Source organism: Pelagimonas phthalicica, assembly GCF_004364805.1.
Classification (GTDB): domain Bacteria; phylum Pseudomonadota; class Alphaproteobacteria; order Rhodobacterales; family Rhodobacteraceae; genus Pelagimonas; species Pelagimonas phthalicica.
In genome coordinates this window covers 1,744,763-1,770,179 of sequence record NZ_SOAP01000001.1, presented here as the reverse complement: position 1 = coordinate 1,770,179, position 25,417 = coordinate 1,744,763, and the positions used below count along the sequence as shown (strand labels likewise).

The window sequence follows — 25,417 nt, the reverse complement described above, 5'->3', positions numbered from 1 at the left end:
GCGCGAAGATACCGTCCCCCCGCGCCGCTGCAAGCGGGATCAGCCGTTTGCGACCGGGGAAATGGTACCTGGCGCGGCGCTGATTGCGGCCTGAGAAAAGCGCACCATGGTCGCCCCGGCAACAACCGGTTCCACGTGGCAAATCAGTGTTTCACCAGTCGTCAATGTCAATTCCGAAGTCCAGGCGCTGCGATCGCGCAGCGTCAGCACATATTCCCGCAGTTCTGACCAGATCGGGCTGGGGTCGCAGGCGTCCTGCCAGTCTTTGGTGGCGTCAATGATGGTGATCTCGGCAAAGGCACTGTCCGGGTCGCATTTCCACTGCGCGCGATAGGCTGAATTGCTGAAGGTCAAAACGCCAAGCCGCGAAAACACGGCCACGGAATCTTCAAAACAATCGATCACCGATTGAGTCAGTTCCAATTCGGAACGGAAACGTCGGGTGAGAGAGATTTCAGCGCTGATGTCTTCGATCAAAAAGGCCACGGCCCCATCGGGGTGGGGGCGACCGGTGATTTTGTAGGTCAGGCCAGAGGGGAGCGTCCAGGTCTCGCAATACCGATCCTCGCGTGCGGCAGAGACGACATTGGTTAATTGCTCTCGCCAAGACGAATAATTCTTGGGTTCCGGCATCATGCGGTTTTCGCGCATGTGGTCGAAAAAGCTTAGCAAATTGGGTTTCGAACTTAGGAAGTCGACCGGCAGATGGGTCAGGTCGACCAGGGCGGGATTGAACAGAACGAGGCGCCGCTCGCGGTCAAAAACGGCCAGACCGATAGGCAGGTGGGCAAAGGTCTTGGTCAGCGTTTGAACAAAGTTGCGCTGGGCCATCTCGGCATCGACCAGATTGTCGATGCTGCAGGCGAAATGCATCCAGCCATAATTGTAAGGCTTGGAGCTAACTTCGTACCACCGTCTGGTGCCGTCATCACATGGCAGGCTGACCCGCGAAGACTTCATCGCGGTTCCCGTCAGCGGGGCCAATTCAAACGGGCACTCGCGGCCAACCTTGTTGCCGGTATCGAGGCAAATTTTCTCGTAGGCGGGATTGAACCAGATCACATCGCCCTTTTCGTCCATTTCCCAAATCGGATTGGGCGAGGTTTCTATCGCGGCTTCGATCCGCTGATTGCGAAGCTCTTTGCGGCGAAATTCAAAGACATGCTCAGCTGTGATGGGCTGGGTAAAGATCTCAAGCCGCAGGGTGGCCCCGGTCTTGGTCAGGGTGAGCATGGTTTCCTGATCCAGCTCGGAAAAGAAACGGTTTTCTCCTTCTTTGGGCGTTTCGGGCAAGAGCGGAAATTGATCCAGCAAGCGGTCGCGCACCTCGGCCCATTTGGTGCCAAAAGAGTTGCCTTGACCCAGGATGAATTTCGCGCTGTCGGTACTGTCAACGACGAGGTCCTCGCGGAACAGGATCGCGATAGGAGACGCGCCGATTTTTGCGCCAAACTGTGGTTTGATCTTAACCTTGCGCCATGAAAGAAGCGCCGCCCCAGCCAAAAGAGCCAGGCCCGCGCCGATGCCGACACCAATGGCCACCAATTCTTCCAATTTTCACGCCTTTCGGGACAGGTGTAATAGCTCTTACAACCATGTTGGTTAACGATGAGTTAAGCTTGCGCAGGTAGATAGCATACAACCTATAGGAGAGTCAAATTTCAAACGGCTGATTATCTCCGAAACCCTTGCCCTGCTCCTGTGGAGTTGGCGTCAATACAGCACGTGGCCAGATGAGTTCAACCAGCGCCCCCTTGGGTTCGCCCGACACACTCTCTGACAGGTAAGGGTCTGAGGCATTTGCAAAGTTCAACTCGGCACCTGTGCGCTCGAGCAGTGTTTTTGCGATAAACAGACCCAAACCCATGCCTTCATATTCTGGGCGCGCCTTGCGTTCAGATTCTCCCCGACGGCGGCGCACAAAAGGATCGCCGATGCGGCCAATCAAATGCGGTGGGAAACCGCGCCCATCGTCAACGATACGAATAGTGATCAATTCATTGGTCCAAACCGCCTCAATCCAGACGCTTGTTCTGGCAAAATCGACAGCATTTTGGACAAGATTGCGCAACCCATGGATGACTTCTGGGCGTCTTAGGATCTGTGGCTGCCCATTGTCGCCATCCGGGCCTGGCCCACTTTCGATAAAGATTTCCTTACCGCGATCCTGATGTGGCTCGGCGGCTTCTCGGATGACTTCGATCAGCGGAGCCTGACGCATGTGCAAATCGTCTTTGCCCGCCCGTCCCATCGATCGCAGGATGTCGCGACATCTGTCGGCTTGTTCGCGGATCAATTGGGCGTCTTCGCGCAGGTCGGGATTGTCTTCCAGCTCATCCACCAGTTCCGACGAGGTCAGTTTGATCGTTGCTAGTGGTGTGCCCAATTCATGCGCCGCAGCGGCCACGACCCCGCCCAGATCATTGAGCTTTTGCGCCCGCGCCAGGGCCATTTGCGTGGCTGACAGCGCCTCGGACATAGAGTGCATTTCGCGGGTGATCCGACGCGAATAGACCGAGGTGAACAACAGCGCGATGCAAATTGCGATCCATTGACCGAAAATGAAAATATCTGGCAGGCGCAGAACGAACCCTTCCAGGGTGCGCAGGGGCAAGTGGTAGTTGACCATCAAGGTCACCAGAATAAGCGCGGTGCTGCCAAGGATAAGTGTGGACCTGAGCGTGAGAACACTGGCGGACACGGTCACGGGGCCAAGGACCAGCAGCGAAAACGGGTTGTTGAGCCCGCCGGTCAGGTACAGCAGAAAACAAAGCTGCAAGAGGTCGAACATGACCATGAGGAAATTCTCGGTCTCGCTCAGCCTTTTGTTTTCGGGGAATACAAAGATCGCGATCAGATTTCCCACAATCGAGACGCCTACCGCCAGGTAACACAGGCCGACCTCAAGCTGGAGATTGTAGACACGCTGCGCGACAGTGATTGCGGTGATCTGGCCGACAATGGCCACCCAACGCAACAGGATCATCGTGCGCAACCGAATCCAGTTGCTGCGTTGATGTTCGCCAATCAGCCCGAGTTCACTTTGTGTCATCTGTGCCCTTTCGCCACTTGCGTGGAGTGAAGCAAGTGTTACCTGTGCCTCAACACGAAGAAAAGGGAGAGACCTATGTCTCGTTTGGCCGCTATTTCCGCTTCTGTCGCCGTTGTGGCTTTGATCGGGGTGACTGCTTATGTGACATTGGGCAGTGGCTCTGATGATCCTTATGCGCAATGTCGGGCAAGCAATGTTGCTGGCGGGGCGGCGGCGATTGGTGGGCCTTTCACTTTGGTAAATGCCAAAGGGGAAACCGTCACTGATAAGGATGTGTTTACGGAACCGTCCATTGTCTATTTCGGTTACACCTTTTGCCCAGATGTCTGCCCGTTGGATAGCGCCCGCAATTCAGAAGCAGTGGATTTGCTGGCAGAAAAAGGCATCAGCACAACGCCGGTCTTTATCTCGATCGATCCAAATCGCGATACACCCGAAGTGGTCGGCGATTTTGCCTTTAACAACCATGAAAAGATGATCGGTCTGACCGGCTCCGAGGAACAGGTCAAAGCCGCGTCGCAAGCCTACCGTACCTATTACAAAGCCCAGCCAGCGGATGACGAATATTACCTCGTCGACCATTCGACCTTTAGCTATCTGGTTTTCCCCGAGGCCGGTTTTGTAGAGTTCTTCCGACGTGAAACCACAGCGGAACAGATGGCCGAACGGGTCAGTTGTTTTGTCGACGCGGGGGCAAAATAGCAAAGGCTGTTTGACCCTAACCGCTTGGGGCGATAATAGTTTATGTCACCAGCACGGATCACACCCGGGAGGATAGGATTTGGCAGAACGCAGCATTGAGGAAATCGGCGAAGACAAGTCCTTGCTTTTGGTCGATGATGATGAGCCCTTTTTGCGTCGATTAGCCAAAGCCATGGAGAAACGCGGTTTCGAAGTTGAAACCGCAGGTTCCGTTGCTGCCGGATCTGCTATCGCCACGGCCCGTCCCCCAGCTTATGCCGTTGTTGACCTACGTCTTGAGGATGGAAACGGGTTGGATGTGGTCGAGGTGCTGCGCGAAAAACGCCCCGATTGCCGTGTTGTCGTTTTGACAGGCTATGGCGCGATTGCGACGGCGGTTGCTGCGGTCAAGATTGGCGCGACGGATTATCTGTCAAAGCCAGCGGATGCCACAGATGTGACCAATGCTTTGCTGGCCAAGGGCGATGATCTGCCTCCTCCTCCGGAAAATCCGATGAGCGCGGATCGCGTGCGTTGGGAACATATTCAGCGCGTTTATGAGCTTTGTGATCGCAATGTCTCTGAAACGGCGCGTCGTTTGAACATGCATCGCCGGACTTTGCAGCGTATTCTGGCCAAACGAAGCCCGCGTTAAAGGTTTGGCACGGATGGTTGCCCACCCGTGCCACTTGTTTCAGAGCCCAGTCTTAGAGCAAAGAGATCTGCGCCCGCGCTGAAACGGCTTCGACTTCGAGCTTGTTGGTTTCAGCGATATACCAGTCAACACCGGTTTGCCCCTGCGCCTTGGCGGCAAGCAGCGCCTCTTTGGCCTGTTTGGCTTGGCGAGCGCTGAGCGACAAAGCCTGTGCCAGGTCAGAGCGAACCGACTGGATTTCGGCCAGTCGGGCGTCATACGATGTTTGGTCCAGAGTGCCCGCAGCCAGCTGAGTTTGCATGGACGCAATCTCGGCGTTTTGTTGGGCGATCAGGCTCGGTACATCCTGAGAAACAAGCGCCATCTGCTCTTTGGTTTCCCGCAGACTTGGCAAAACGCGGCTGAGTTCAACAATCTCAACGCGCTTCTTGACCTGATCCTTGCCCGCCGCGTTGCCCGCAATACCGCCGATGACACCACCGACCAGGGCCGCCTGGGCACATTTGGATTTGGCACCGCCAACAACCGCAAGCCCACATCCAGCCACCGCACCAATTGCAGCGCCTTTCATTGTCGTTTTGCGCACCAGATCACGTGACATGCGATCCAAGGCATTAGCTTGACGCATCACGGCGCGCTCTTGCTCCGTCTGCGCAGCCGGTAATGCGGTGCGGTTCATGGATGAGGTGATGGGCGTTTTGGTTTGTGCGCAGGCTGAAAGGACCATAGCGCAAAGGACCAGAAGAATTGATTTAAGACGCAACACGGCTGCTCTCCGTAGTAAATAACACGGGCTTGAAACCCTTTGTTGCGTGTTATGCACAGCGATTGGGGCAAGATTGTGGAAAATCTGTTTTCAATACGAGAAAAATTAACCTTTTTGCCCCGGCTCAGAGGTCAAAACGTTTCAGGCATTTGTCCACGGTTTGCCCAGACTCTAGCTGCACACCGCGTTTGGTCGCGTAATCCTCAAATCCGCGGCTTTGGTAATAGGCCAGGCCGCCAAAATTATCAGCGCGAATATTGGCGTTGATCCAGGCGTAGCCCATCTGTTCTGCCGCCTGCCGTGTCTTTTCAAACAAAGCTGAACCAATCCCCATTTTCACCCGGCCAACGCGGGCAAAGGTGGCGATATCGACCGCGTCTTCGGGCAGATAGGATTCTGGTTTGATCATCTGAAACCCAAGGAGTTCGCCACCGTCATCCTCGGCAATGTGCCAGGCTGAGCGGTCTGGATAGGACATCATCCAGGCCTTCATGTCCTCAGCCGTGACCGGGGTCGTCAGGGCGGTTGTGCCGCCCTTGGCGATGATTTCGTTCAAAAGCTCTGCCATGGGGCGAGCATCAAGCGCGCCGGCGCGGCGTATGGTGATCATGGCATATCTCGTAATAGTGCAGCATGGCGCGCGGTGAAATCGTTTCGGGTTTCGACGGGGGGGCGCAGCCGGATGTGCAAATCTGAAATCAGGTCCAAATCCGGGGCCCCAAACAATTTGTCGGCTTCTTCCCGTGTGAACCCGGCAATTTCCACGGCCTCCATCCAGGCGCTGATCCTATCCGCTTTTTTGATCTGCTTCTTGAGGCGCACGGGCACTGTGGCCGGCAGACCAAATCGGATGTGAATCGCTGCTGTCAGGCGTTTGTCGAGCTCTTCGTAATCCGGTCCAACAGCGGCTTTGACCGGGGAAATCATATCGCCAATCACATATTCCGGCGCGTCGTGTAACAGGGCGGTCAGGCGGTCAGAAATACGGGCCTTTGGGTTCAACCGGCCAAAGATTTCTTCGACCAAAAGGGAATGTTCGGCCACGGAATAGGCGAAATCGCCCTTGGTCTGACCGTTCCAGCGGGCAACAAAAGCAAGGCCATGCGCGATATCTTCGATCTCGATATCGACAGGCGTCGGATCCAAAAGATCCAAACGGCGCCCCGATAGCATCCTTTGCCATGCGCGTGTTTGTTTTGTTGCCATTTTGCCACCTACCCAATTTAGCCGCCCAGAAATTGCCATATTCCAAGGCTAGTCTGGGGGTCTGGGATCACATGCTGCCGGCCACCACGTGAAGACGCGTGCGTTGGACCATGATCGGCTGGATCCCATATTTGAACCGAGGGGGGCGATGCCCACTCCCGGCATGCCTCCCTTTTTATCGAAGCAATAGGAAAGGAACATGCCATGTTCAAGCGTTTGGTAAATGCCGCATTGGTCTTTGGAATGGCCGCGATCGCGCCGCCTGCTTTTGCCCAGTCCCACTGTGCCCCACGCGATATCATCGTCAGCAAGCTGCAGGAAAAATACTCGGAACAGCTGACATCGGGCGGGTTGACCCAAGGGGACCCAGCCAAATCAGTCGTTGAGATCTGGACATCCAAAGAAACCGGATCCTTCACGGTACTCGTCTCAACCGCGACCGGAATAAGTTGCATTGTCGCGGCGGGAACCGAGTTTTTTGAGGCAGAACCGGTCAAGAAAGTCGACGGTATCCCCAGCTAGAAAAACAAGGCACTTGTCGAATATGACGGTGGCGTGACAGGCTTGCATTCTATGCTTTTCCACATTGCCCGCCTAGGCCGGGAATGATAGGTCCCCCGCTAACGGATCAATCTACCGGAGGCAGGCTTATGGCCGCAGATTTTATCGTCAAAGACATTGCACTTGCTGAGTTCGGCCGCAAAGAGCTGGATATTGCCGAAACGGAAATGCCGGGCCTGATGGCGCTGCGCGAAGAATACGGTGACTCTAAGCCGCTTAAAGGCGCGCGCATCGTTGGATCGCTGCACATGACCATTCAAACCGGTGTTCTGATTGAAACCCTGGTTGCGCTGGGTGCTGATGTACGCTGGGCGTCGTGCAACATCTTCTCGACCCAGGATCACGCTGCCGCAGCCATTGCCGCCGCTGACATTCCTGTTTTTGCAATCAAGGGCCAAACCCTTGAAGAGCATTGGGATTATCTGGACAAATCCTTCATGTTTGCCGAAGGCGCGAACATGATCCTGGACGACGGTGGCGACGCCACCCTCTACGTTCTGCTGGGCGCGCGCGCCGAAGCGGGCGAAGATATCATCCCGGTTCCGCAGTCCGAAGAAGAAGCGGTGATCAAAGCGCAGATCAAAAAGCGTATGGAGCAAAGCCCGGGTTGGTTCACCAAGACCAAAGAAGCGATCCAGGGTGTTTCCGAAGAAACCACCACCGGCGTTCACCGCCTATACGAGCTGGCCAAGAACGACCAGCTGCCTTTCCCTGCGATCAACGTGAACGATTCGGTGACCAAGTCGAAATTCGACAACAAATATGGTTGTAAGGAATCGCTGGTCGACGGTATCCGCCGCGCGACCGACACCATGTTGGCCGGTAAGGTTGCTGTTGTGTGTGGTTACGGCGATGTTGGCAAAGGCTCCGCGGCTTCGCTGCAGGGCGCTGGTGCCCGCGTGAAAGTAACCGAAGCTGACCCAATCTGCGCCTTGCAGGCGGCGATGGACGGTTTCGAAGTTGTGCTGCTGGAAGATGTTGTCGACAGTGCTGACGTCTTCATCACTACAACCGGCAACAAAGACGTGATCCGCATCGAGCATATGCGCGAGATGAAGGACATGGCCATCGTTGGCAATATCGGCCACTTTGATAACGAAATCCAGGTTGCGGCTCTGAAGAACCACAAATGGACCAACATCAAAGAGCAGGTGGATATGATCGAGATGCCGAATGGCCATCGTCTGATCCTGCTCTCCGAAGGCCGTCTGCTGAACCTTGGCAACGCCACCGGCCACCCATCTTTCGTGATGTCCGCCTCCTTTACCAACCAGGTTCTGGCGCAGATCGAGCTGTGGCAGAACGGTGATGCGTACAAACCTGGCGTTTATATCCTGCCCAAGCATCTGGATGAAAAGGTTGCGCGTCTGCACCTGGGTAAGATCGGCGTGAAGCTGACTGAACTGTCTGCGGAACAAGCGGCTTATATCGGCGTAAAGCCCGAAGGCCCGTTCAAGCCAGAGCACTACCGTTACTAAGCGGTCGCTTTTGACATCGCAGCCAGGAGACCAAACTGATCTTCTGGGTGACAGATTAAAGAACACAGCAGCAGTCTAAATCAGGCTGCTGTTTGTCGCCCAAGGTGTGAGATGATTGTCTCGATCAGCTTGGAACGTTTGACGGGTTTCGACAAAAATCCGCTCATCCCTGAAGCATGGCAGGCCTTGCGATCCTTGGGCAGCACATTTGCGGTCAAGGCAAGAATGGGAGTCGTGTCAGTGCTCTGCTTGGCTTCGATCATGCGGATCAGTTGGGTGGCCTCATGGCCGTTCATTTCCGGCATGGCGATATCCATCAAAACTAAATCCGGGTGCAGGGATTCATACATTTCGACGGCTTCCAGGCCGTTATTGGCCAAATCGATCATGACACCGGTGTTCTTGAGCAGCTTTTGAACAACCAATTGGTTGGTTCTGTTATCCTCTGCCAAGAGAATGCGCACCTGCGAAAGGTCGGGGTCATCCTGTTTCGGGGTGATCCGTGCAGGTGGGATTTGAAAGGCATTTTTGTCGACAGCCCGGGCCATGACAGTGGCAAATTCGCGGATTTGCAGCGGTTTGCGCAAGGATCCGGCAAAGCCACGATCACGCATGTCCTGGGCGGTAAAATCCTTGTCCGCACGCAGCATGATAATACATGGTAGCGCGTTGGGCCCCGAGATTTGATCCAATCGATCCATAACCTGATCGCCCGGAATGTCCTGCAACCCGCAGTCGATCAGGCACAGGTCCGGTTTTTGGTCTTCCGCTTTCAAAGCCTCAAACGTTTCGAGCGCGGTTTGACCGCTTGGGCAAGCGATCGGGTGCGCCCCCAGATTTCTGAGGTTTTGGCAAAGTGACTCGCTTAGCTCTGGCCTGTTCTCGGCAATTAGTATGGATTTACCAGCCAGGAATTGCCGCGCCTGCGACCAGAACTTTTGGCTTTCTTCAGAGCATTGAACGGATTTCAACGGCAAACTGATTTCAAATGCCGACCCCTGACCCAAGACCGACGTTGCGCTCATCTTGCCGCCCATCATACGGGTCAGTTCATTGGTGATGGTGAGCCCAAGCCCCGTGCCGTCAAATTGGCGCGTCTCGCCCTTGTCGACTTGTGAAAAAGCCTCAAAAATCCGGTCCAGCTGATCTTCGGCGATGCCCATGCCAGTGTCTGATACACTGATATGCGTTTGGCCATCATGACCTTCGGAAACTGTAACGCTGATATGGCCGGTCATGGTAAATTTGGCGGCGTTTCCAACCAGATTCATAAGGCATTGACGTATCCGCGTGGCATCACCGCTGAAACACATCTGGTCGGGCAAATCGCAGTCGATGGAGATCTCTACCGATTTCTTGGCAAGAGAAGGGGCAAAAAGCGTCGCTACCTCTTCGACCAGATGCCGTAAATTGAAGGGCGCATCGACCAGTTCCATCTGCCCGGACTCGATCTTGGAAAAGTCCACGATGTCATTGACGATCTGCAAGAACGCGCTGGAGCTTTGCGAGATGGTTTGCACGATCGAGCGTTGCTCATCGGTCAATTTGGATCGTTGCAACAGATCAAACATGCCGATCATGCCGTTCATTGGGGTGCGCAGTTCGTGACTCATCTGAGTCAGGAAATCTGATTTGGCCTGCTCGGCCTGTTCGGCGCGTTTTGTTTCCGCCTTGAGATGCACAACGAATTTTCGCAGGCGAGACCAGAACATCATGATGAGCCCAAAGGGAACCACAACAGCGGCCAACACAAGGATCACGATGATGCTGACCAGTTTGGAAAACAACGAGGTGACATCAGCCGCGGCCCCGGTCATGTCGATATAAGCCTCGAAAACGCCGATCAACTGGCCGTCACGGATGATCGGAATATAGGATTCAGCATAGTGCTCTGGGCCGGGCAAGCTGTGCATGCCATCGCAAAGCTCAGTAAACGATTCTCGCGTTTCTATGACCGTCATTAGGTTGGTGTTGGTTTCCAGCTCTTGGGAATGATCATGTTCGTGAAAGTCCGGGTTTCCGGATTCAAAGGCGATATGCCCTTTCTCATCGTAGAACTTGAAACTAAAAACGTCTGACGTACGCTCATACAAAGCGAATTTTTCCCAGACTTTGCTGGGCAATGGTTCGCCACGCAGCCACTTTGGCAGGTCTTTTTCCTCGGCGGTCAGGATGCGGAGCCACATTTGCGCGGATTGTTCGGCGCGAAATGCCATTTCTGAATTGGCCGTATATACACTGAACCACGTGCCTAAGCTTAGGCACAGGGTCAGCATGCACACCGACACGATAGACAGAATTAAGGTATGTCGCATTTAGACAGTCACGTTTGGAACCACCTTTCGTGCTATCGTGTCAGTCTTAAAGTAGTCTAAATTCAAACAATCGCGCGCAGAAATTCCGCCGAGGAATAGCCCGGATTTGACATATCCTGTTTACCTTGAAAGCGGTGAAACAAACCCTTCGCGCATGACGTCCGGATCATAGGCTTTGCGGGCAAAAACCTCGCGTAGCATGGGTTCGAAATGCTCCAAGGGGGCCATGTCATAATCTGGGTCAAAGCTGCTTTGGTCCCAGCGTTCGCAGAATTCGGCACAGCTGTTGAAACACGGGTGATCCTTGAATTCGTCGCGGGCATTTTCGTCCCAGCCATAGTGATGGGCGTAATAGATCATCTGAAAGATGCCGTGATGTTCGACAACCCAGGCCACATCCCAGCGCACAAAGGGGCGGATCACTTCGGCGCTGAAACGGTCGTGGTTCTGGGGGGCGAGCCCGTCGCCGATATCGTGTAGGAGTGCACCGACGATCCAGTCGATATCTGCGCCATCGCGTTCGGCGCGGGTGGCTGATTGCAGGCCATGCTGCAAACGGTTGATCTGATACCCTTCCAATGACACCGCTCCCTGGCGGCGCAACTCGTCCAGAATTCGGTCGGCCGTCAAGGAAAGATAAGGTTTCTCAAGCTTTTGCAGCAGGAGGTACTCATCTTTGGTCCCGTCCTTCATTTGGGTAAAGGATACTTTTTCGCTGCTCATGCTGTGCCTCCGGAATACATGCCCACGTCCTCTGTGGCTCCAGCGGCCAAAGCCGCAGATTGATGCGTCAGAACCTCACGATAAAGCGCCAAATCCTCTGCTGCAAAAAGCCTGCTTGGGCCTGCGACATTGATCCAGCCGCGCTCATTGTCCTTGCCGCGTACCAACATGGCATAATCACGCCCGCTGTCAGCCTGTTTGACCGATGGTGTCACATAGCGGATCGCCAGCCCGATGCGCCGGTCATCGGATTGGTTTGGGCCTGATGCATGAAAGCAGCGCCCGTGGTGAAAGGACATCTGCCCAGGCGCGAGCGGCCCATGCACAGCGTCCGTTTCGTTCACGCCAGCGATCTCTTGCCCGCGAGACAGCAGATTGTCCTGATCAAAAGTATCCGCATGATCCACGATCCGACCTTTGTGGCTGCCGGGAATAAATCGCATGCACCCAGCCTTGACCGAGACATCAGAAAGCGCGACCCAAGCGGTCAGCTCTTCGTCGGTTTCGCCCATGCCCCAATAGGTCAGGTCCTGATGCCAGGAGACCACTGATTGCGTGCCTGGTTCCTTGATGAACAGTTCAACCGACCAAACCAGCAAGTCAGGGCCAAGTATTTCTGAAACCTGATCCAGAATGGCGGGGGTCCGGGCGAGATCTGCCAAGAGCGGGATCACCAATTGTCCGTTGACGCGAAAGAACTGGTTCAGGTCATACCCGCCTGCACCTGCTGCATGGCGCGCCTCAAGGGTTTCGATCTGTTGTCGGATCCTGGCCACTTCGGATTGGTCAAAGACCTCAAGCCCGGTCAGGAAACCGTTCTCGGCATAGCTGTCTTTTTGCGCGGGTGTCAGTGTCATGGCGTCCTCCCTTTGACATCATAGTCTTGGGGAGGAAAATCCAGTGATCTGTCTTACGCGCGACCTGTAAAATGTCGATTCCAGACATGTGGGAAATGATCCCGGAATTCCCATTAAACTGGCCGCAGGAATGATTATTCTTGATTCGAATGGGCTTTGCGGCCATCACTTTAACATATCCACAGGGCAGAATGTCTGAAGACGAGGGAGTTACCTATGGGCAAGCGCGACGAGCTGATCGCAAAATATGCGGATGACCTGAAGAACAAATGCGGTATGACGCCGGATATGGATCTGCTGACCAAAGTGACCATTGGTTGCGGTCCGGCCATCTATAATGATGATGCCTCTACTGTCGCCGGGTCGCAGGAAAGCGAGCTGGAAACGGTCAAGAATAACTTTCTGATCAAAAAACTTGGCCTGGCCGATGGCCCAGAGCTGATGGACGCCATCAATCAGGCCATCGAGACCTACGGCAAATCCGAGCGCAACAAATACCGCGCCGTGTTTTACTATCTGCTGGTAAAACATTTCGGCAAAGAATCCGTGTACGGCTAAACAGGCCACAACACAGCAAAAGCCTCCGACTGTCGGGGGCTTTTTTGTTTCCGGGAGTTTGCGCGTGATAACAACATCCTGCCATTGCGGCGCTGTTACGATTGAATTTGATGACAGGCCGGAATTTGCGGTTGCCTGCAACTGCTCGATTTGTCGGCGATTGGGCAGCCATTGGATCTATTCCCAGACGTCGAAAATTCGCATTTTAGGCGAGACCAAGGCCTATGCGCATGGCGACAAGAACATCGCCTTTCACAGCTGCCCAACATGCGGCTGCACCACGCATTGGTCAAATTTGAACGAGCCGGAAACCGGGCGCATGGCCGTCAACGTACGCCTGGCAGACCCGGAGATTTCCAAGTCTATTCCGCTGCGTCACTTTGATGGCGCAGATAGCTGGACCTTCCTTGATTGATTGGGTTTGCGACCGATCCAAAGGATAAGATGCGTAATTGCTTGAAATTGCGTCTATTTGAAATTTGCATCGCTGCGACGCGGCGCATAGTCTGGACCAAACCGGCTAGAAGGCTGGAACCATAGATTCTGTTTCACGTGTGGTGCGTAGGGAGCACGTGGGTAGGCGGAGGGTTCCGGTATGTCGGCCCCTCCGCCATTTTCTTTGCCTTCGTCGCCAATCAGAACAGCGTCAGCGCAATGCCCATGACCGTGCAGGCAATGGTGGCATAGCCCCCGTCGATCAGGGTCAGTTTCTTGGGGCGATCTCCATAGGCGTTGTTGATGCCGATCCAGGGTGTGATGAAGAACAACCCGATGCCAAGGCCCGCCACTGCGCCCTTGGCAATCGTGTCGATGGTGGCCAGTTCGAACACATGGCGCATCATGCCAGCCACGACCAACTGCAACAGGAATGTCCCGACATAAAGCATCGGGTTAGCGCCGTTGGCCGGTTGCCCGTCTTCGCCGCGTGGCACGCTGGATGCTTCCATCCAAGGTTCTGACAGTTTCATGTAATATACGGCCCCGACGGCAAAAGATGCCATGGCGGCGACAAGCACATTGATGATCTCGAGCATTCTGCCCCTCCTGTTCGTCCAACGACGTTTCCCAAGAGACAGTCTGCCGCAAGAACCTGAATTGGCCTAGAGGGAAATCCCAGCCAGGTTGCAGATGATCTGCCATTCGCTTTCAGTGACGGGTTGCACCGAAAGGCGCGAGTTTTTCACCAGAACCATCTCGGCCAGGTCAGGATGGGTTTTGATCTGATCCAGTGTCACCGGGGTTTGCGCAGGGGCAAGGGCGCGGATGTCCACACAGTCCCAACGCTCATCATCGGTTGTGCTGTCTGGATGGGCTTCGGCGCAGACCTCGACCGTGCCGACAACCGCTTTTTCCTTTTGCGAATGGTAAAAGAACCCGCGATCCCCTAGCGCCATGTCGCGCATGAAATTGCGCGCCTGATAGTTGCGCACGCCGTCCCATTCTTCGCCAGTTTCGCCTTTGGCAACCTGTTGATCCCAGGACCAGGTCGAGGGTTCGGATTTGAACAGCCAATAGCGCATCAGATGACCTTGTTCCACGCGATGAGCTCGGTGCTTTCGAACAGGCCTGCCTTGCCATAGGGATCATTGGCAACCCAATCCTCGGCGGCGGCCATATCGGGCAGGTCAAGGATCACCAGGCTGCCGCACATTTCGCCATTATCGTCCAGCAACGGGCCCGCCTGCGCGACATTGGTGGCCTTGAGATATTCCACATGGGCGGGGCGGTTTTCCTGACGGATGGCCAGCGCGCCGGGTTTGTCTTTGGCGATCAGAGCGATGAGCATGGTTATTCCTCTTTCAATGGGCGGGACAGCAATTGGGTCATAACGTCATCTACGGTGACGCGGCCCTGGGTCAAGGCGGCGACGGCATGACAGATGGGCAAGGACAGGCCTGTGTCGATGGCGATGCGGTCCATCGCCTGAGCCGTGGCCGCGCCTTCGACGGTGATGGAGGGGTCGAACGCTTCTTTGCGCCCCAGGGCAAGGCCAAGCTGGTAATTGCGCGACAGGTCTGAGGTGCAGGTCAGCGCCAGATCGCCCAGACCGGACAGCCCGGCCATGGTTTCAGGTCGCGCCTCGCGCGAGGCGGCGAACCGGGTCATTTCGGCAAAGCCGCGGGTCATCAGGGCGGCGCGGGCGCTGTCGCCCAAACCCGCCCCCATGGCAGCTCCGCAGGCGATGGCCATGACGTTCTTGAGCGCGCCGCCCAGTTCTGCACCAACCGTATCCGTGCTGCGATAAAGCCGCAGCGATGGGGTAGAAAGCTGATGCTGGATCTCTTTGCCGATGGCGTCGTCTGTACAGGCCAAGGTCAGCGCCGTGGGCAGGCCCTTGGCAATGTCAGCAGCAAAGCTGGGGCCGGTCAGGATGGCCGCCTGCGCCTTGGGTTTGGTCTCTGACAGGATACCAACTGGGCCCAGACCGCTGCGCAGATCGACGCCCTTGCAGCACGCGACCAGCGCCTTGCCCTCAAGGTCAGAATTGATCCGGCTCAGAAAGCCGGACAAGTTCTGCATCGGAATGGAGAACAGCAAAGTGTCATTTTCCAAAGCCTGTTCCAAATCGCCGGTAATGCTGATCTGGTCGGGCAAGGTTATGCCGGGCAAACGCGGGCTTTGTCGTTTGTTTTCCAGTGGCGAGACATCGCGCGCCCACAGGGTGACAGGCCCGTTCTGAGCCAGTGAAATGGCCAAAGCGGTGCCAAAGGCCCCGGCTCCGAAAACAGAAACGCTCATGCCTTGGCTCCCTTTTTGCCCGACCCGAGGAGCGGCGCAGCGTTTTGATCAAGCGGCCAGCGGGGCCGGGCGGACAGGCTCATGTCATCGCGTTTGCCGCGCGCGAAAAGCTCGGACCCGGCATAGGCGATCATCGCCGCGTTATCGGTGCAAAGCCGCAAAGGCGGGGCGGTAAAGCGCAAACCGGTTTCAGCGCACAGGTCTTGGAGACCCGCACGCAGGGTCATATTGGCCGCAACCCCGCCGGCAACGGCCAGCGCAGGCGAGGCAGGGGTTTCGTCCAGATAGGCGGAAATCGCGCGGCGGGTCTTTTCGACCAGAACATCACGAACAGCCGCTTGAAAGCTGGCGCAGACATCCTTGCGGTCTTGTTCCGTCAGGCCGCCCTTTTCGTCGATCAACTGATCACGCTGGCGCAAAAGCGCGGTTTTGAGACCTGAGAAAGACATGTCGCAGCCGAGTCGGTCCAGCAGAGGGCGCGGGAAGCGAAAGCGCGTCTCGTCGCCCCCTTGTGCGGCCGCCTCGACAGAGGGGCCGCCCGGTTGTGACAGGCCCAAAAGCCGCGCGGTTTTGTCAAAGGCTTCGCCGGGGGCATCGTCGATCGTACCGCCAAGACGGGTGAAATCTTGGGGTCCGCGCACGATCAGGAATTGGCAATGACCGCCTGAGACCAGCAGCATGAGATAGGGGTAATCCAACCCATCGGTCAGGCGCGGGGTCAGGGCGTGCCCGGCCAAATGGTTCACGCCGATCAGCGGTTTGTTCAGCCCGGTGGCCAGCCCCTTGGCCATCATGACACCCGAGACGACACCGCCGATCAGCCCCGGCCCGGCTGTGACCGCAATGGCGTCAATGTCGTTCAGCGAGGTTTCCGCCTCGTCCAAAGCTTGCTTGATCGCGCCATCGAGACGTTCCGCATGAGCGCGTGCGGCTATTTCCGGTACAACCCCGCCGAACTCTGCGTGCAGATCGGATTGCCCCAAAACCACCGAGGCCAGCACCTCTTGCCCCCGTACCAAAGCGGAGGCTGTGTCGTCACAGCTGCTTTCCAGACCAAGGATCAGGGGAGAGGTCATTGCGGGCTTTCCGTTGCGTTGCTCGGGGGCAGGGAGTACCACTCGGGACGCGGCGCGACAATCCCGGAGCCTGAATGACCCGATCAAAACCCCTTTTGTTGATGACACGACCCGAACATGCCTCAAGGCGGTTCCTGGGACAGTGTCCAGCAAGCAGTCGGGCTGAGGTCGTTATCTCTCCCTTGTTAGGGATAGAGTTTAATGGAGAGTTGCCGGACCTTTCACCCTTTCAAGGATTGATCTTTACCTCAGCCAACGGGGTCGACGCCTATCAACGGGCGCAGGGGGAGACCGGGTTGGTTGCCCATGTGGTGGGACAGAAAACAGCGGAATGCGTGCGCCAGGCGGGTTTGACGGTCGCAACGGTTGAGCCGAACGCCGAGGCGCTTGTTGCAACGCTGCCCAGTGGCCCGGTTCATGGCCCTTTACTACATATTCGCGGCACCCATGCCCGTGGCGACGTGGCGATGCGCTTGACCCAAGCCGGGATCGAGACAATTGAAGCGACTATGTATGATCAGCCAGAGTTGGCCCTGACCCAAGCCGCAAATGACGCGTTGCACGGAGAAATCCCCGTGATTGCTCCGATTTTTTCGCCCAGAACAGCAGCACTTCTGGCAAAAAACCGCATCAAAGCGCCGCTTCTTGTCGCGGCTATGAGCGAAGCGGTGGCCAAGCCGCTCTCTGAGTTGCATATAACAGAGTTGAGGATTGCGGCACGGCCTGAGTCGGCAGAGATGGCACATCTGGTGACAGAGCTGATTGAACTGGCTTGTGCGAAGGATTTTGAACCTGATCGGTGATCGGGTGTTTTGAAAGGGTGGCGGAACGTGGCAAAGTCCAAAAAGGATAAGACTGACAAGGATCAGTCCAAGGCCGAAGAGATTGTGGAGACAGTCGAAACCGAAGCTGAGGCCGTCGCAGAAGATCTGATTGAAGACGCTGCTGACACGTCCGATGATATCGTTGCAGAGGATGTTGCCGAAGACACGGCTGAGCTGCCGGAAGAGGCGGATGTTGGCGAAGAAGAGCTTGCTGCGGATAGTGCCGATGAGGATGTGACTGACGCGGCCGAGCTTGAGGATAATGCCGAGGAAACCATCGAGGACTTGGACGAGACTGAAGCCGAGGCTGCGCCGGAGGACCCTGTTGAAGAGGTGGTTGAGGGTAAGCCGGCTGAGGAAACCAGCGCTGCGGAACCGCAGATCATCCGCGAGACCACTGTCGAAAAGAAAAGCGGCTTTATGTCCACCGCGCTTGGCGGTGTTGTTGCCGCAGCTCTGGGTTTCGGGGCCGCTCAGTTCACCGATATTCAACTGCCCTTTGGCCCAGCCGAAGAGCCGAACCCGTTTGAGGCCGAGGCCCGCACCGCGATCAAAACACAAGGCGAACAGATCGCCACGCTTGTGACCCAGGTTGACGAGACCAAGAAGGCTGTGGGGATCATCGATCTGACCCCAGTGACCACATCCATTGCCGGGATCGAGGATTCGATTTCGGGCACCGAAGCGACGCTTAAGGCGATGGGTGACGAGTTGGCCGGGTTTGACAGCCGCTTGACCGCGATCGAAAAGGCTCCGCTTTCCGGTGCGGTTTCACCTGAATCCATTGCCGCTTACGAACGTGAGCTTGACGCGCTGCGCAAGTCCATCACCGACCAACAAGCCGCCCTTGATGCGCAAAAGGTTGAGATTCAAAAGATGGCTGCGGATGCGGTTGCCGCTGAAAGCAATGCCAAGGCGCAAGCGACGCTGGCTGCCAGCCGCGCTGCCTTGGCGCAAGTCACCTCTCTGGTGCAGTCGGGCAAATCCTTTGCCGAACCCCTGGCGGTTCTGGGCGAAAACGGTGTCGCAGTTCCCGAAGCACTGTCAGCTGTTGCCGCTGACGGTGTGCCAACCTTGGCCAGCCTGACCACGTCCTTCCCGGATGTCGCGCGCAAGGCTTTGGCTGTGGCGCGCAAGTCGGGTGGAGATAGCGGCGAAGAAAGCGGTGGCGGCTTTGCCAGCTTCTTGCAAAGCCAGCTTGGCGCGCGCTCGGTCACGCCCCGTGAGGGCAATGATGCGGATGCCGTCCTGTCCCGCGCCGAAGCCGCTGTGAAATCCGGTGATCTGGAAACAGCAACCACGGAACTCACCGCTCTGCCCGAGGCAGCGCAGGCGGAATTGGGTGATTGGCTGGCACAGGCCGCGCTGCGCAAGGATGCGCTGGCGGCGGCTGCCACGCTCGCCCAGGAATTGAACAAGCAGTAAGGGTCACGAAACATGCTTTGGTCACTTATCAAGATTGTCGTGTTTGTCGCCTTGGTCGCGGCGCTGACCCTTGGGTTCGGTTTCCTGATCGAGAATGACGGCACCGGATTGGCGCAGGCCCAGATCACGTTGATGGGCATGGAATATACGCTGAGCCCGGTCATGCTGGTTCTGCTACTGATCGTGACGGTGATCGGCCTGTATGTGCTGTTCAAAGTTGCGGGTTTCCTGGTTGCGGTGTTGAAATGGATCAACGGGGATGAAACCGCGTTCAGCCGCTATTTTGACCGCAACCGCGAACGTCGCGGGTATCAAGCCCTGTCCGAAGGAATGATGGCGCTGGCATCCGGCGAAGGTCAGCTGGCCATGGCCAAGGCCAAAAAGGCCGGGCGTTATCTGGATCGCCCGGAACTGACTGATCTGCTGACTGCGCAAGGGGCCGAAATGGCTGGTGACGCGCGCAAGGCCGAAGAAGTTTACAAAAAGCTGCTTGGCAATGAGCAGACGCGGTTTGTGGGCGTACGCGGTCTGATGAAGCAAAAGCTGGCCGGTGGTGACACGGATACCGCGCTGAAACTGGCGGAACGTGCCTTTGCGATCAAACCCAAACATGGTGAGGTCGGGGACACCCTTTTGCGTTTGCAGGCGGAGTCAAAGGATTTTGTCGGCGCACGCAAGACATTGGCAACCAAGCTCAAGAATGGCGCATTGCCGCGCGATGTGCATAAGCGCCGCGATGCGGTTCTGGCCTTGTCCACCGCTTTGGAGATCAAAGACGGGGACGAGCGCGCCAAGGCGGTCGAAGCCGCGATTGCTGCTAACAAAGCCTCGCCCGATCTGGTTCCTGCGGCGGCGATGGCGGCGCAAGGGTTCATCGAACAAGGGCGCAAGCGCAATGCGCGCAACGTGATCAAGAAAGCCTGGGAAGTGCATCCGCACCCCGATCTGGCCGCTGCCTTTGCCGCGATTGAGCCCGAGGAAACCGCCGAGGCGCGCCTGAAGCGTTTTGAGTTTCTGCTGCGCATCAAACCGGAAGATCGTGAAAACAAATTGCTGCGCGCCGAGCTGAACCTCGCCGCCGAAGACTTCCCAGCGGCCCGCCGCGCTTTGGGTGATTTGGTGGAAACGGATGCAGATGCGCGTGTTCTGGCAATCATGGCGGCTGTTGAACGCGGTGAAGGCTCGTCTGACACGGTTGTGCGGGGCTGGCTGGCCAAGGCGGTCACCGCGCCGCGCGGTCCGCAATGGGTTTGCGACAACTGCAACACGATCCATGCGGAATGGGCCCCTTTGTGTTCCAACTGTTCGGCCTTCGATACGTTGACCTGGACCAACCCGCCGCAATCCGAGGTGGTTCTGCCCGCAAGCGCCAATATGCTACCGCTGATCGTTGGTGCCTTGGAGGATAAGTCAGCCGAGGTTGTTGTTCCGGTGGACGAGGCCGATGTGTCAGCCGACGAGGGCGTTGAAACCGTGGATGCCGAGGTTATCGAGGATGCGGAAACGCTTGAGGATGAACCCAAGGAAGCCGCTGCCAAATAATCCTGGCGCTATAAGATGATTTTAAGGGGGCTGATGACTGTCAGCCCCTTTTTGCGTTTGGTCTGCAGAACACTGCCCCCAACCCGCAAATCTCCCGATCTTTCGTAATCGTTATGAGCTTCCCGCTAACATCGACGACGAATCAGGAGGTAACATGGCTGACGTTTTGCTAGTGGATGACGAACCTTTGCTCTGTGAGGAGCTTGCCGACAGTTTGGAACTGGAGGGATTTGATGTCGCGATGGAACATTCTGTTCCCGACGCGCTCAAGGTGATGGAGGGTAAGGGGTTTGATGTTGTCGTGACAGATCTCAAAATGCCCAAGGTTAGTGGTCTCGATTTCCTGCGTGCGCTGGGGGAACGGGATTACAAGGGATTGATCATCGTCATTTCCGGGCACGGGGCAGAGACGTCGCGGTCGGACGCGCTGGAACTGGGGGCCAAGGCCTGCCTTGCCAAGCCGGTCGATGTGGATGACGTGATCGAGATCATCGAGACGCATCTGTCCTGACGCGCCTTGCAGGGCGATGCCCGCGATCAAACGTGCTTACATTTATTAAAATTCTAAACATTCGGTAAACTTTTGGCCGGTATGCATTTGTATGCGGTGTAGGGGCGCTAGCCGGAGGTTATTGAAATGACAAATTCGACAGCACTTAAAACAGATCGTGATTTTGGCGTTCTTCTTGTTGAAGATGACGCAACTGCATTGGATGAACTCACAGAAATTGTCGATCTCGAAGGTTGGACGCCATACGCTGCCTCATCTGTTAACAAGGCGCTCGACATCCTGGCGCGCACGCCTTCCATCGGGGTTGTAGTCACCGACGTTCATTTCGTCGACGAAAACGGTGAAAGTGATAATGGCATTCAGCTGATTTCCCGTGCTCAAGCCCGGTTTCCTGATCGAGGCCTGTCCTTTGTGGTGCTTAGCGGCGATCCGGATTCACTTCGCTCTTCGGTTCTGACCGGCGCGGTTGATTTCCTGAACAAGCCGCTCAATTCCGATGAACTTGTCTCCGCGATTGAAGCGGCTTGGCAAAGTGGCGGTGAAGAGCGGACCGTGACCGAACTGACGGAGTTCTTGCTGGAGAAAATGCAAAAGACAGCCAGCGCGCTCAAAATGGCGAATGACGACTTGCAGCAGGTGTCCTTGGATCAGGGCGAGCAGATGCAAGCCGATTCAATGAACCTTAAGGCCAAGCTGATCCGCCGCGCGCTTCGCAACGGCAATCTTCTGCCCTGGTTGCAGCCGCAGGTCGATCTGAGCACCGGCAAGCTTTACGGGTTTGATACGGTCGCCCGCTGGATTGATGCAGATGGAGAAGTCAAAAATGCCGAATCCATTTTGGAATTCGCACGTCAAGCCAAGGCCCAGGAAGAAGTCGACAGCGCCATTCGCTCGGCCGCCATCCGCGCCATGAGCTTTTTCGGCAAGACCGGGTTAAATGATTGCGTCATCACGCTTTATACCTCGCCCGAATTTCTCAACACGCTTGGCTCGGTTGACGACGTGGTGAACGAAGCCGTTGGTATCGGGTTGGAACCAGAGCAGCTGAAATTCGAACTGCCAGCGGGGCTCGACCTGGACGGGCCAAACAAAAAGGTTGTTCTGAAAAACCTGGCCTGCATGCCGAAACGGGTGTTGCGGATTGATCTGGACAGCAGCTGCGATTTCTCTCATGTGGCCGCATTGCAGGGGATTGGGTTTGATCAGATTAATCTGGATCTCAGCCAGGCGCAGGGTTTTCACTTGCAATCTGAGCAACAATCCGTTGCCCGCGCCCTGATCGGATTGGCCAGTGCTATGGGCATCGAGGTGAATGCCCGCGGAGTGAAAAACCCAAACGAGCTGGCATGGCTGAAGGATAACGGTTGCGTCATCGTTCAGGGCGATCACATCTCCAAACCTCTGCCGGTCGACGATGCTTTGATCTGGGCACAGAACAAACAGTCTTCTGCAAAAGAGGAGGTGTGATCATGACCTTCTCAAAAGCAATCGCCGCTGTTGTGTTCAGCATCGCTCCCCTTGCCAGCATGGCCGCCGAGCCTTTGACCTTTGGCATCGTACCTCAACAATCGGCAAGCCGTCTGGCGCAAATGTGGGGCCCCCTTTTGAGCGAGTTGAGCGCGCGCACCGGGCAAGAGGTGCGGTTTCGCACCACCAAGGATATCCCGACATTTGAGGCTTGCCTGAACGCAGGGGCCTTTGACCTCGCCTATATGAATCCGATGCATTACGCAGTGTTTTCAGAAGGTGGAAATTACCGGGCAATCCTGCGCCAATCCAACAAGCGTTTGAAAGGGCTGGTTGTTGCCCGCGTGGACGGCGCCCAGAACCTGTCGGATCTGGATGGTCAGCGGGTGGCCTTTCCGTCGCCTGGGGCCTTTGGTGCCAGTGTCTTGACACGGGCAAGGTTGAACCAGGATGGCATTTCCTTTGAGCCTGCATATGTCAAATCTCATGACAGCGTGTATCGCGCCGTTGCGGCGGGTTTGATGGCTGGCGGAGGCGGTGTTTTGCGGACCTTCAACGCGGTCGATCCGGAAATTCGCGCTCAGCTGACGGTGATTCACGAGACCGACGCCTATACGCCCCATGCCATTGCCTTGCATCAGACGGTATCAGTGACGTTGGGCGACGACCTGAAAACAACCCTGATGCAGATCGCGCAGGATCGGCCTGACCTTATCAAGAATATCGGCATGCCGGGGTTTCAGGACAGTGTGGATGCGGATTGGGATGATGTTCGCGCGCTGAACATGCCCGCAGAAGAGACTGGTATTCTCAGCGATGGGGGCGTGACATGTCCTTCCGATTGAAGACAATCCTAGGCATTGCGCTGATCGAGTTGACCGTTATGGCGATCCTGATTGGTATCAACCAATTTGCGCTCGGCGGCTCTGCCTCGACCCAGCTCTATGAGCGGGCCGAGGCCACGGCCCGGGTCTTTGCAAACGCGGTGTCTGATGCGGTCATCGCCACGGATCTTGCGACCTTGGACGCAACTGTCGCGACGGCGATGGAAACTGAAGACATTACTTACCTGCGGGTGCGCAGCCCGTCTGGCTTTGTGCTGAGTGAGGCAGGTGATGCCGACGCGCTGGCCATGCCATTTGTCCGCGACCCGGATTTCGAAACGGCAACCAATGACCATCACATTGATATTGATACGCAAATTGTTGTTCAGGGCACGTCCTATGGGACGATTGAGATGGCTATCTCGACTTTGAAAGTCGAGAATGAAATTGCCCATGCTTTGCGCCTGAATCTGTTGGTTGCGGTGCTGGGAATGTCCTTGGTGGCGATTTTTGGCTACGGGCTTGGCACGGTTCTGACCAGACAGTTGCATTTGCTTCAGAAAGGGGCACGGGCGATTTCCGACGGGGATCTGGACCACCATATTGACGTGCGCGGCCGGGATGAACTGGCGGAAACTGCGGTTTGCTTTAACGATATGGCGCAAACCCTGTCTCGTGGTCAAAAAATCCTGAAAGACCAGCGCAACAGGCTGTTGGAGAAAAAGGCGCGCGTCAGCGATATCGTCACCTGTATGACAGAGATTTCGGAAAATAGTGGCACGCCTGAGGTGCCGGATACGGATCGTGATGATGAAATCGGCGATATGGCGCGTGCCACGGTCGTTTTCCGCGATGCCATGCAAAAGGTTGAGCAGGCTCGACTTGAACAACAGCGGCTCATATCAGCCTTTGATCAAGTGGCCGAACAAGTGGTGATTTTTGGCCTGGATGGCAAAGCCCTGTTTTTGAATGGGGCGTTTAGAGAGTTCAATCAGCCGATTCTGCAAAACCTCACCTGTGGGTTTACCCATGAGGAATTCCTGCGTGAGGGCTGCGATCAGGGCCAGTTTGGCGTGATCGAAGATAAGGAGGCCTGGCTTGAAGCTTATGCCGAGGCCGCGCGCGACGGCGCGCAGGAGATCCACCACGCCCCTGACCGCATTTTGCTGACAGTTGAGACTGATGTCGACGGGATAGGCAAAGTGGTCTCGGCCAAGGATGTTACCGATCTGCGCCAGTCTGAACGCCAATTGGTACAAGCCTCCAAAATGGCGACCTTGGGCGAAATGGCGACGGGCATCGCACATGAATTGAACCAACCTCTTGGTGTGATCCGGATGGCGGCCTCGAACTGCGTCAAAAGGATTGATCGCGACAAGGCAGACTTTGGGCAACTCAAGGCCAAGTTTGAACGCATTGGTGAACAGACAGAACGGGCCGCTCGGATCATCGACCAGATGCGTGTCTTTGGTCGCAAGGCAGAGGGTTCAAATGATCCGATTGATCTGACCGCCTCTCTGACGAATGTTGCGCAATTGGCGCGCACGCAACTGCACACGCTGGACATAACGCTCAAGATCGATTTGCCGGATGAGCAAGCCTTTGCGATGGGTGAAAAAATCTTGTTTGAGCAAGTGTTGCTAAACCTGATCTCCAATGCCCGCGACGCGATCGAAGAGGCGGGCATCGAGCAAGGCATTATTTCGCTCAAGGCGGACTACAACCAGAAGGATGGCCATGTCATTACACTGTCCGATAACGGATCAGGCATTCCTGAGCATGTTTTGGACAAGTTGTTCGAACCCTTCTTCACGACCAAGGAGCCCGGAAAGGGTACTGGGCTCGGCCTGTCGATCAGCTTTGGCACAATCCAGGATATGGGCGGCTGTATATCAGCAACCAACACCGAAACCGGGGCCCAGTTCCAGATCTTTTTGCCAGATGCCGAGGTCGAAACAGCGCTGGCCTCTTAAGGTCGGGTATAAGGGTTTGAGCTTTCCTGCGCCAAAGTTCAAACCCGCAAAGGACAAAATTTCCGCGTGATCCTAGAACCTTAGGTCAAAGGTGGACAAGTTGACCCAAGGCCCAATCCGGCGCTGAAAAAATACCAAACGGGCATGTTTTTTGTGCGATCTCCGCTGTATCCGGCCCTGCAGT

The 25,417-nt window shown here is 56.1% G+C and carries 26 protein-coding genes; 13 read left to right on the top strand and 13 right to left on the bottom strand.

Features of this window, described 5'->3' with window-relative positions; translation table 11 throughout:
• Positions 1–39: 39 nt before the first annotated feature.
• Both CLV87_RS08640 and regB read right to left on the bottom strand, forming a co-directional pair.
• Positions 40–1,554, bottom strand: a complete 1,515-nt coding sequence (locus CLV87_RS08640; protein ID WP_099241923.1) for a PAS-domain containing protein — start codon at positions 1,552–1,554, stop codon at positions 40–42.
• 100 nt (positions 1,555–1,654) lie between these two features.
• Entirely contained in the window at positions 1,655–3,052 is a 1,398-nt protein-coding gene (regB, locus tag CLV87_RS08635; protein WP_099241925.1) for a sensor histidine kinase RegB, read from the bottom strand.
• 75 nt (positions 3,053–3,127) lie between these two features.
• Here regB and CLV87_RS08630 point away from each other — a divergent pair, with 75 nt between their 5' ends.
• The gene (locus CLV87_RS08630; RefSeq protein ID WP_099241926.1) at positions 3,128–3,754 is read left to right on the top strand and encodes an SCO family protein; all 627 of its coding nucleotides are present in this window, start codon (positions 3,128–3,130) and stop codon (positions 3,752–3,754) included.
• Positions 3,755–3,833: 79 nt separating this feature from the next.
• Positions 3,834–4,388, top strand: a complete 555-nt coding sequence (locus CLV87_RS08625) for an ActR/PrrA/RegA family redox response regulator transcription factor (RefSeq protein ID WP_099241928.1) — start codon at positions 3,834–3,836, stop codon at positions 4,386–4,388.
• Between the two features lie 52 nt (positions 4,389–4,440).
• On the opposite strand, the gene CLV87_RS08620 is transcribed toward CLV87_RS08625, so the two are convergent.
• From CLV87_RS08620 to CLV87_RS08610, 3 genes are all read right to left on the bottom strand, one after another.
• Positions 4,441–5,019, bottom strand: coding sequence for a hypothetical protein (locus CLV87_RS08620; protein WP_133840724.1), 579 nt, complete (start codon positions 5,017–5,019; stop codon positions 4,441–4,443).
• 259 nt (positions 5,020–5,278) lie between these two features.
• Entirely contained in the window at positions 5,279–5,764 is a 486-nt protein-coding gene (locus CLV87_RS08615) for a GNAT family N-acetyltransferase (RefSeq protein ID WP_099241932.1), read from the bottom strand.
• Positions 5,761–6,360 (bottom strand): HD domain-containing protein, encoded by a 600-nt coding sequence (locus CLV87_RS08610; protein ID WP_099241934.1) that lies wholly within the window; start codon positions 6,358–6,360, stop codon positions 5,761–5,763. The genes CLV87_RS08615 and CLV87_RS08610 overlap by 4 nt, the downstream gene beginning before the upstream one ends.
• A 204-nt stretch (positions 6,361–6,564) precedes the next feature.
• Between CLV87_RS08610 and CLV87_RS08605 the strand changes: the two genes are divergently transcribed.
• Positions 6,565–6,882, top strand: a complete 318-nt coding sequence (locus tag CLV87_RS08605; RefSeq protein ID WP_099241936.1) for a hypothetical protein — start codon at positions 6,565–6,567, stop codon at positions 6,880–6,882.
• A gap of 128 nt (positions 6,883–7,010) precedes the next feature.
• The gene (gene ahcY, locus CLV87_RS08600) at positions 7,011–8,399 is read left to right on the top strand and encodes an adenosylhomocysteinase (protein ID WP_099241938.1); all 1,389 of its coding nucleotides are present in this window, start codon (positions 7,011–7,013) and stop codon (positions 8,397–8,399) included.
• 80 nt (positions 8,400–8,479) lie between these two features.
• Here the strand turns inward: ahcY and CLV87_RS08595 are convergent, their stop codons facing one another.
• The 3 genes from CLV87_RS08595 to CLV87_RS08585 all read right to left on the bottom strand — a co-directional run bounded on the left by CLV87_RS08595 (position 8,480) and on the right by CLV87_RS08585 (position 12,294).
• The gene (locus CLV87_RS08595; RefSeq protein ID WP_099241940.1) at positions 8,480–10,714 is read right to left on the bottom strand and encodes a response regulator; all 2,235 of its coding nucleotides are present in this window, start codon (positions 10,712–10,714) and stop codon (positions 8,480–8,482) included.
• A 120-nt stretch (positions 10,715–10,834) separates the two neighbouring features.
• Entirely contained in the window at positions 10,835–11,437 is a 603-nt protein-coding gene (locus tag CLV87_RS08590; protein WP_166652699.1) for an HD domain-containing protein, read from the bottom strand.
• The gene (locus CLV87_RS08585) at positions 11,434–12,294 is read right to left on the bottom strand and encodes a phytanoyl-CoA dioxygenase family protein (protein ID WP_099241942.1); all 861 of its coding nucleotides are present in this window, start codon (positions 12,292–12,294) and stop codon (positions 11,434–11,436) included. Before CLV87_RS08585 ends, CLV87_RS08590 begins: the two co-directional genes overlap by 4 nt.
• Positions 12,295–12,510: 216 nt before the next feature.
• On the opposite strand from CLV87_RS08585, the gene CLV87_RS08580 reads away from it, so the two are divergent.
• On the top strand, positions 12,511–12,852 hold the full coding sequence (locus CLV87_RS08580; RefSeq protein WP_099241944.1) for a DUF2853 family protein: 342 nt from the start codon (positions 12,511–12,513) through the stop codon (positions 12,850–12,852).
• Positions 12,853–12,916: 64 nt separating this feature from the next.
• Positions 12,917–13,267, top strand: a complete 351-nt coding sequence (locus tag CLV87_RS24140) for a GFA family protein (RefSeq protein WP_099244566.1) — start codon at positions 12,917–12,919, stop codon at positions 13,265–13,267.
• 220 nt (positions 13,268–13,487) lie between these two features.
• Here CLV87_RS24140 and CLV87_RS08570 read toward each other — a convergent pair whose 3' ends face one another.
• The 5 genes from CLV87_RS08570 to tsaD form a co-directional block, all read right to left on the bottom strand.
• A complete protein-coding gene (locus CLV87_RS08570) occupies positions 13,488–13,886 on the bottom strand; it encodes a DUF1761 domain-containing protein (RefSeq protein WP_099241945.1) in 399 nt (132 codons plus the stop codon).
• Positions 13,887–13,952: 66 nt separating this feature from the next.
• On the bottom strand, positions 13,953–14,372 hold the full coding sequence (locus tag CLV87_RS08565; protein ID WP_099241947.1) for an EVE domain-containing protein: 420 nt from the start codon (positions 14,370–14,372) through the stop codon (positions 13,953–13,955).
• Positions 14,372–14,638, bottom strand: coding sequence for a YciI family protein (locus tag CLV87_RS08560; RefSeq protein ID WP_099241949.1), 267 nt, complete (start codon positions 14,636–14,638; stop codon positions 14,372–14,374). The genes CLV87_RS08565 and CLV87_RS08560 overlap by 1 nt, the downstream gene beginning before the upstream one ends.
• Before the next feature lie 2 nt (positions 14,639–14,640).
• Entirely contained in the window at positions 14,641–15,591 is a 951-nt protein-coding gene (locus tag CLV87_RS08555) for an NAD(P)H-dependent glycerol-3-phosphate dehydrogenase (protein WP_099241951.1), read from the bottom strand.
• The gene (gene tsaD / locus CLV87_RS08550; protein ID WP_099241953.1) at positions 15,588–16,667 is read right to left on the bottom strand and encodes a tRNA (adenosine(37)-N6)-threonylcarbamoyltransferase complex transferase subunit TsaD; all 1,080 of its coding nucleotides are present in this window, start codon (positions 16,665–16,667) and stop codon (positions 15,588–15,590) included. Before tsaD ends, CLV87_RS08555 begins: the two co-directional genes overlap by 4 nt.
• Positions 16,668–16,741: 74 nt before the next feature.
• On the opposite strand from tsaD, the gene CLV87_RS08545 reads away from it, so the two are divergent.
• The 7 genes from CLV87_RS08545 to CLV87_RS08515 all read left to right on the top strand — a co-directional run bounded on the left by CLV87_RS08545 (position 16,742) and on the right by CLV87_RS08515 (position 25,233).
• Entirely contained in the window at positions 16,742–17,470 is a 729-nt protein-coding gene (locus tag CLV87_RS08545) for a uroporphyrinogen-III synthase (protein ID WP_099241955.1), read from the top strand.
• Between the two features lie 27 nt (positions 17,471–17,497).
• The gene (locus tag CLV87_RS08540) at positions 17,498–18,916 is read left to right on the top strand and encodes a COG4223 family protein (RefSeq protein WP_099241957.1); all 1,419 of its coding nucleotides are present in this window, start codon (positions 17,498–17,500) and stop codon (positions 18,914–18,916) included.
• A 12-nt stretch (positions 18,917–18,928) separates the two neighbouring features.
• The gene (locus CLV87_RS08535) at positions 18,929–20,458 is read left to right on the top strand and encodes a heme biosynthesis protein HemY (RefSeq protein WP_099241959.1); all 1,530 of its coding nucleotides are present in this window, start codon (positions 18,929–18,931) and stop codon (positions 20,456–20,458) included.
• Between the two features lie 154 nt (positions 20,459–20,612).
• Complete coding sequence (locus CLV87_RS08530) at positions 20,613–20,969, top strand: response regulator (protein ID WP_099241961.1); 357 nt, start codon at positions 20,613–20,615, stop codon at positions 20,967–20,969.
• A 126-nt stretch (positions 20,970–21,095) separates the two neighbouring features.
• On the top strand, positions 21,096–22,436 hold the full coding sequence (locus tag CLV87_RS08525) for an EAL domain-containing response regulator (protein WP_099241963.1): 1,341 nt from the start codon (positions 21,096–21,098) through the stop codon (positions 22,434–22,436).
• Between the two features lie 2 nt (positions 22,437–22,438).
• On the top strand, positions 22,439–23,281 hold the full coding sequence (locus CLV87_RS08520; protein WP_099241964.1) for a phosphate/phosphite/phosphonate ABC transporter substrate-binding protein: 843 nt from the start codon (positions 22,439–22,441) through the stop codon (positions 23,279–23,281).
• Positions 23,266–25,233 (top strand): ATP-binding protein, encoded by a 1,968-nt coding sequence (locus tag CLV87_RS08515; protein ID WP_099241966.1) that lies wholly within the window; start codon positions 23,266–23,268, stop codon positions 25,231–25,233. The genes CLV87_RS08520 and CLV87_RS08515 overlap by 16 nt, the downstream gene beginning before the upstream one ends.
• The last annotated feature ends 184 nt before the right edge of the window (positions 25,234–25,417 follow it).

Bases quoted from the DNA above. Each gene is read 5' to 3' on its own strand.
- CLV87_RS08580 (WP_099241944.1), top strand. From the start codon at position 12,511: ATGGGCAAGCGCGACGAGCTGATCGCAAAATATGCGGATGACCTGAAG.
- CLV87_RS08530 (WP_099241961.1), top strand. From the start codon at position 20,613: ATGGCTGACGTTTTGCTAGTGGATGACGAACCTTTGCTCTGTGAGGAG.
- CLV87_RS08585 (WP_099241942.1), bottom strand. From the start codon at position 12,294: ATGACACTGACACCCGCGCAAAAAGACAGCTATGCCGAGAACGGTTTC.
- regB (WP_099241925.1), bottom strand. From the start codon at position 3,052: ATGACACAAAGTGAACTCGGGCTGATTGGCGAACATCAACGCAGCAAC.
- CLV87_RS08515 (WP_099241966.1), top strand. From the start codon at position 23,266: ATGTCCTTCCGATTGAAGACAATCCTAGGCATTGCGCTGATCGAGTTG.
- CLV87_RS08555 (WP_099241951.1), bottom strand. From the start codon at position 15,591: ATGAGCGTTTCTGTTTTCGGAGCCGGGGCCTTTGGCACCGCTTTGGCC.
- tsaD (WP_099241953.1), bottom strand. From the start codon at position 16,667: ATGACCTCTCCCCTGATCCTTGGTCTGGAAAGCAGCTGTGACGACACA.
- CLV87_RS08630 (WP_099241926.1), top strand. From the start codon at position 3,128: ATGTCTCGTTTGGCCGCTATTTCCGCTTCTGTCGCCGTTGTGGCTTTG.
- CLV87_RS08565 (WP_099241947.1), bottom strand. From the start codon at position 14,372: ATGCGCTATTGGCTGTTCAAATCCGAACCCTCGACCTGGTCCTGGGAT.
- CLV87_RS08605 (WP_099241936.1), top strand. From the start codon at position 6,565: ATGTTCAAGCGTTTGGTAAATGCCGCATTGGTCTTTGGAATGGCCGCG.
- CLV87_RS08545 (WP_099241955.1), top strand. From the start codon at position 16,742: ATGACCCGATCAAAACCCCTTTTGTTGATGACACGACCCGAACATGCC.
- CLV87_RS08595 (WP_099241940.1), bottom strand. From the start codon at position 10,714: ATGCGACATACCTTAATTCTGTCTATCGTGTCGGTGTGCATGCTGACC.
- CLV87_RS08560 (WP_099241949.1), bottom strand. From the start codon at position 14,638: ATGCTCATCGCTCTGATCGCCAAAGACAAACCCGGCGCGCTGGCCATC.
- ahcY (WP_099241938.1), top strand. From the start codon at position 7,011: ATGGCCGCAGATTTTATCGTCAAAGACATTGCACTTGCTGAGTTCGGC.
- CLV87_RS08610 (WP_099241934.1), bottom strand. From the start codon at position 6,360: ATGGCAACAAAACAAACACGCGCATGGCAAAGGATGCTATCGGGGCGC.
- CLV87_RS08615 (WP_099241932.1), bottom strand. From the start codon at position 5,764: ATGATCACCATACGCCGCGCCGGCGCGCTTGATGCTCGCCCCATGGCA.
- CLV87_RS08570 (WP_099241945.1), bottom strand. From the start codon at position 13,886: ATGCTCGAGATCATCAATGTGCTTGTCGCCGCCATGGCATCTTTTGCC.
- CLV87_RS08590 (WP_166652699.1), bottom strand. From the start codon at position 11,437: ATGAGCAGCGAAAAAGTATCCTTTACCCAAATGAAGGACGGGACCAAA.
- CLV87_RS08525 (WP_099241963.1), top strand. From the start codon at position 21,096: ATGACAAATTCGACAGCACTTAAAACAGATCGTGATTTTGGCGTTCTT.
- CLV87_RS08520 (WP_099241964.1), top strand. From the start codon at position 22,439: ATGACCTTCTCAAAAGCAATCGCCGCTGTTGTGTTCAGCATCGCTCCC.
- CLV87_RS08535 (WP_099241959.1), top strand. From the start codon at position 18,929: ATGCTTTGGTCACTTATCAAGATTGTCGTGTTTGTCGCCTTGGTCGCG.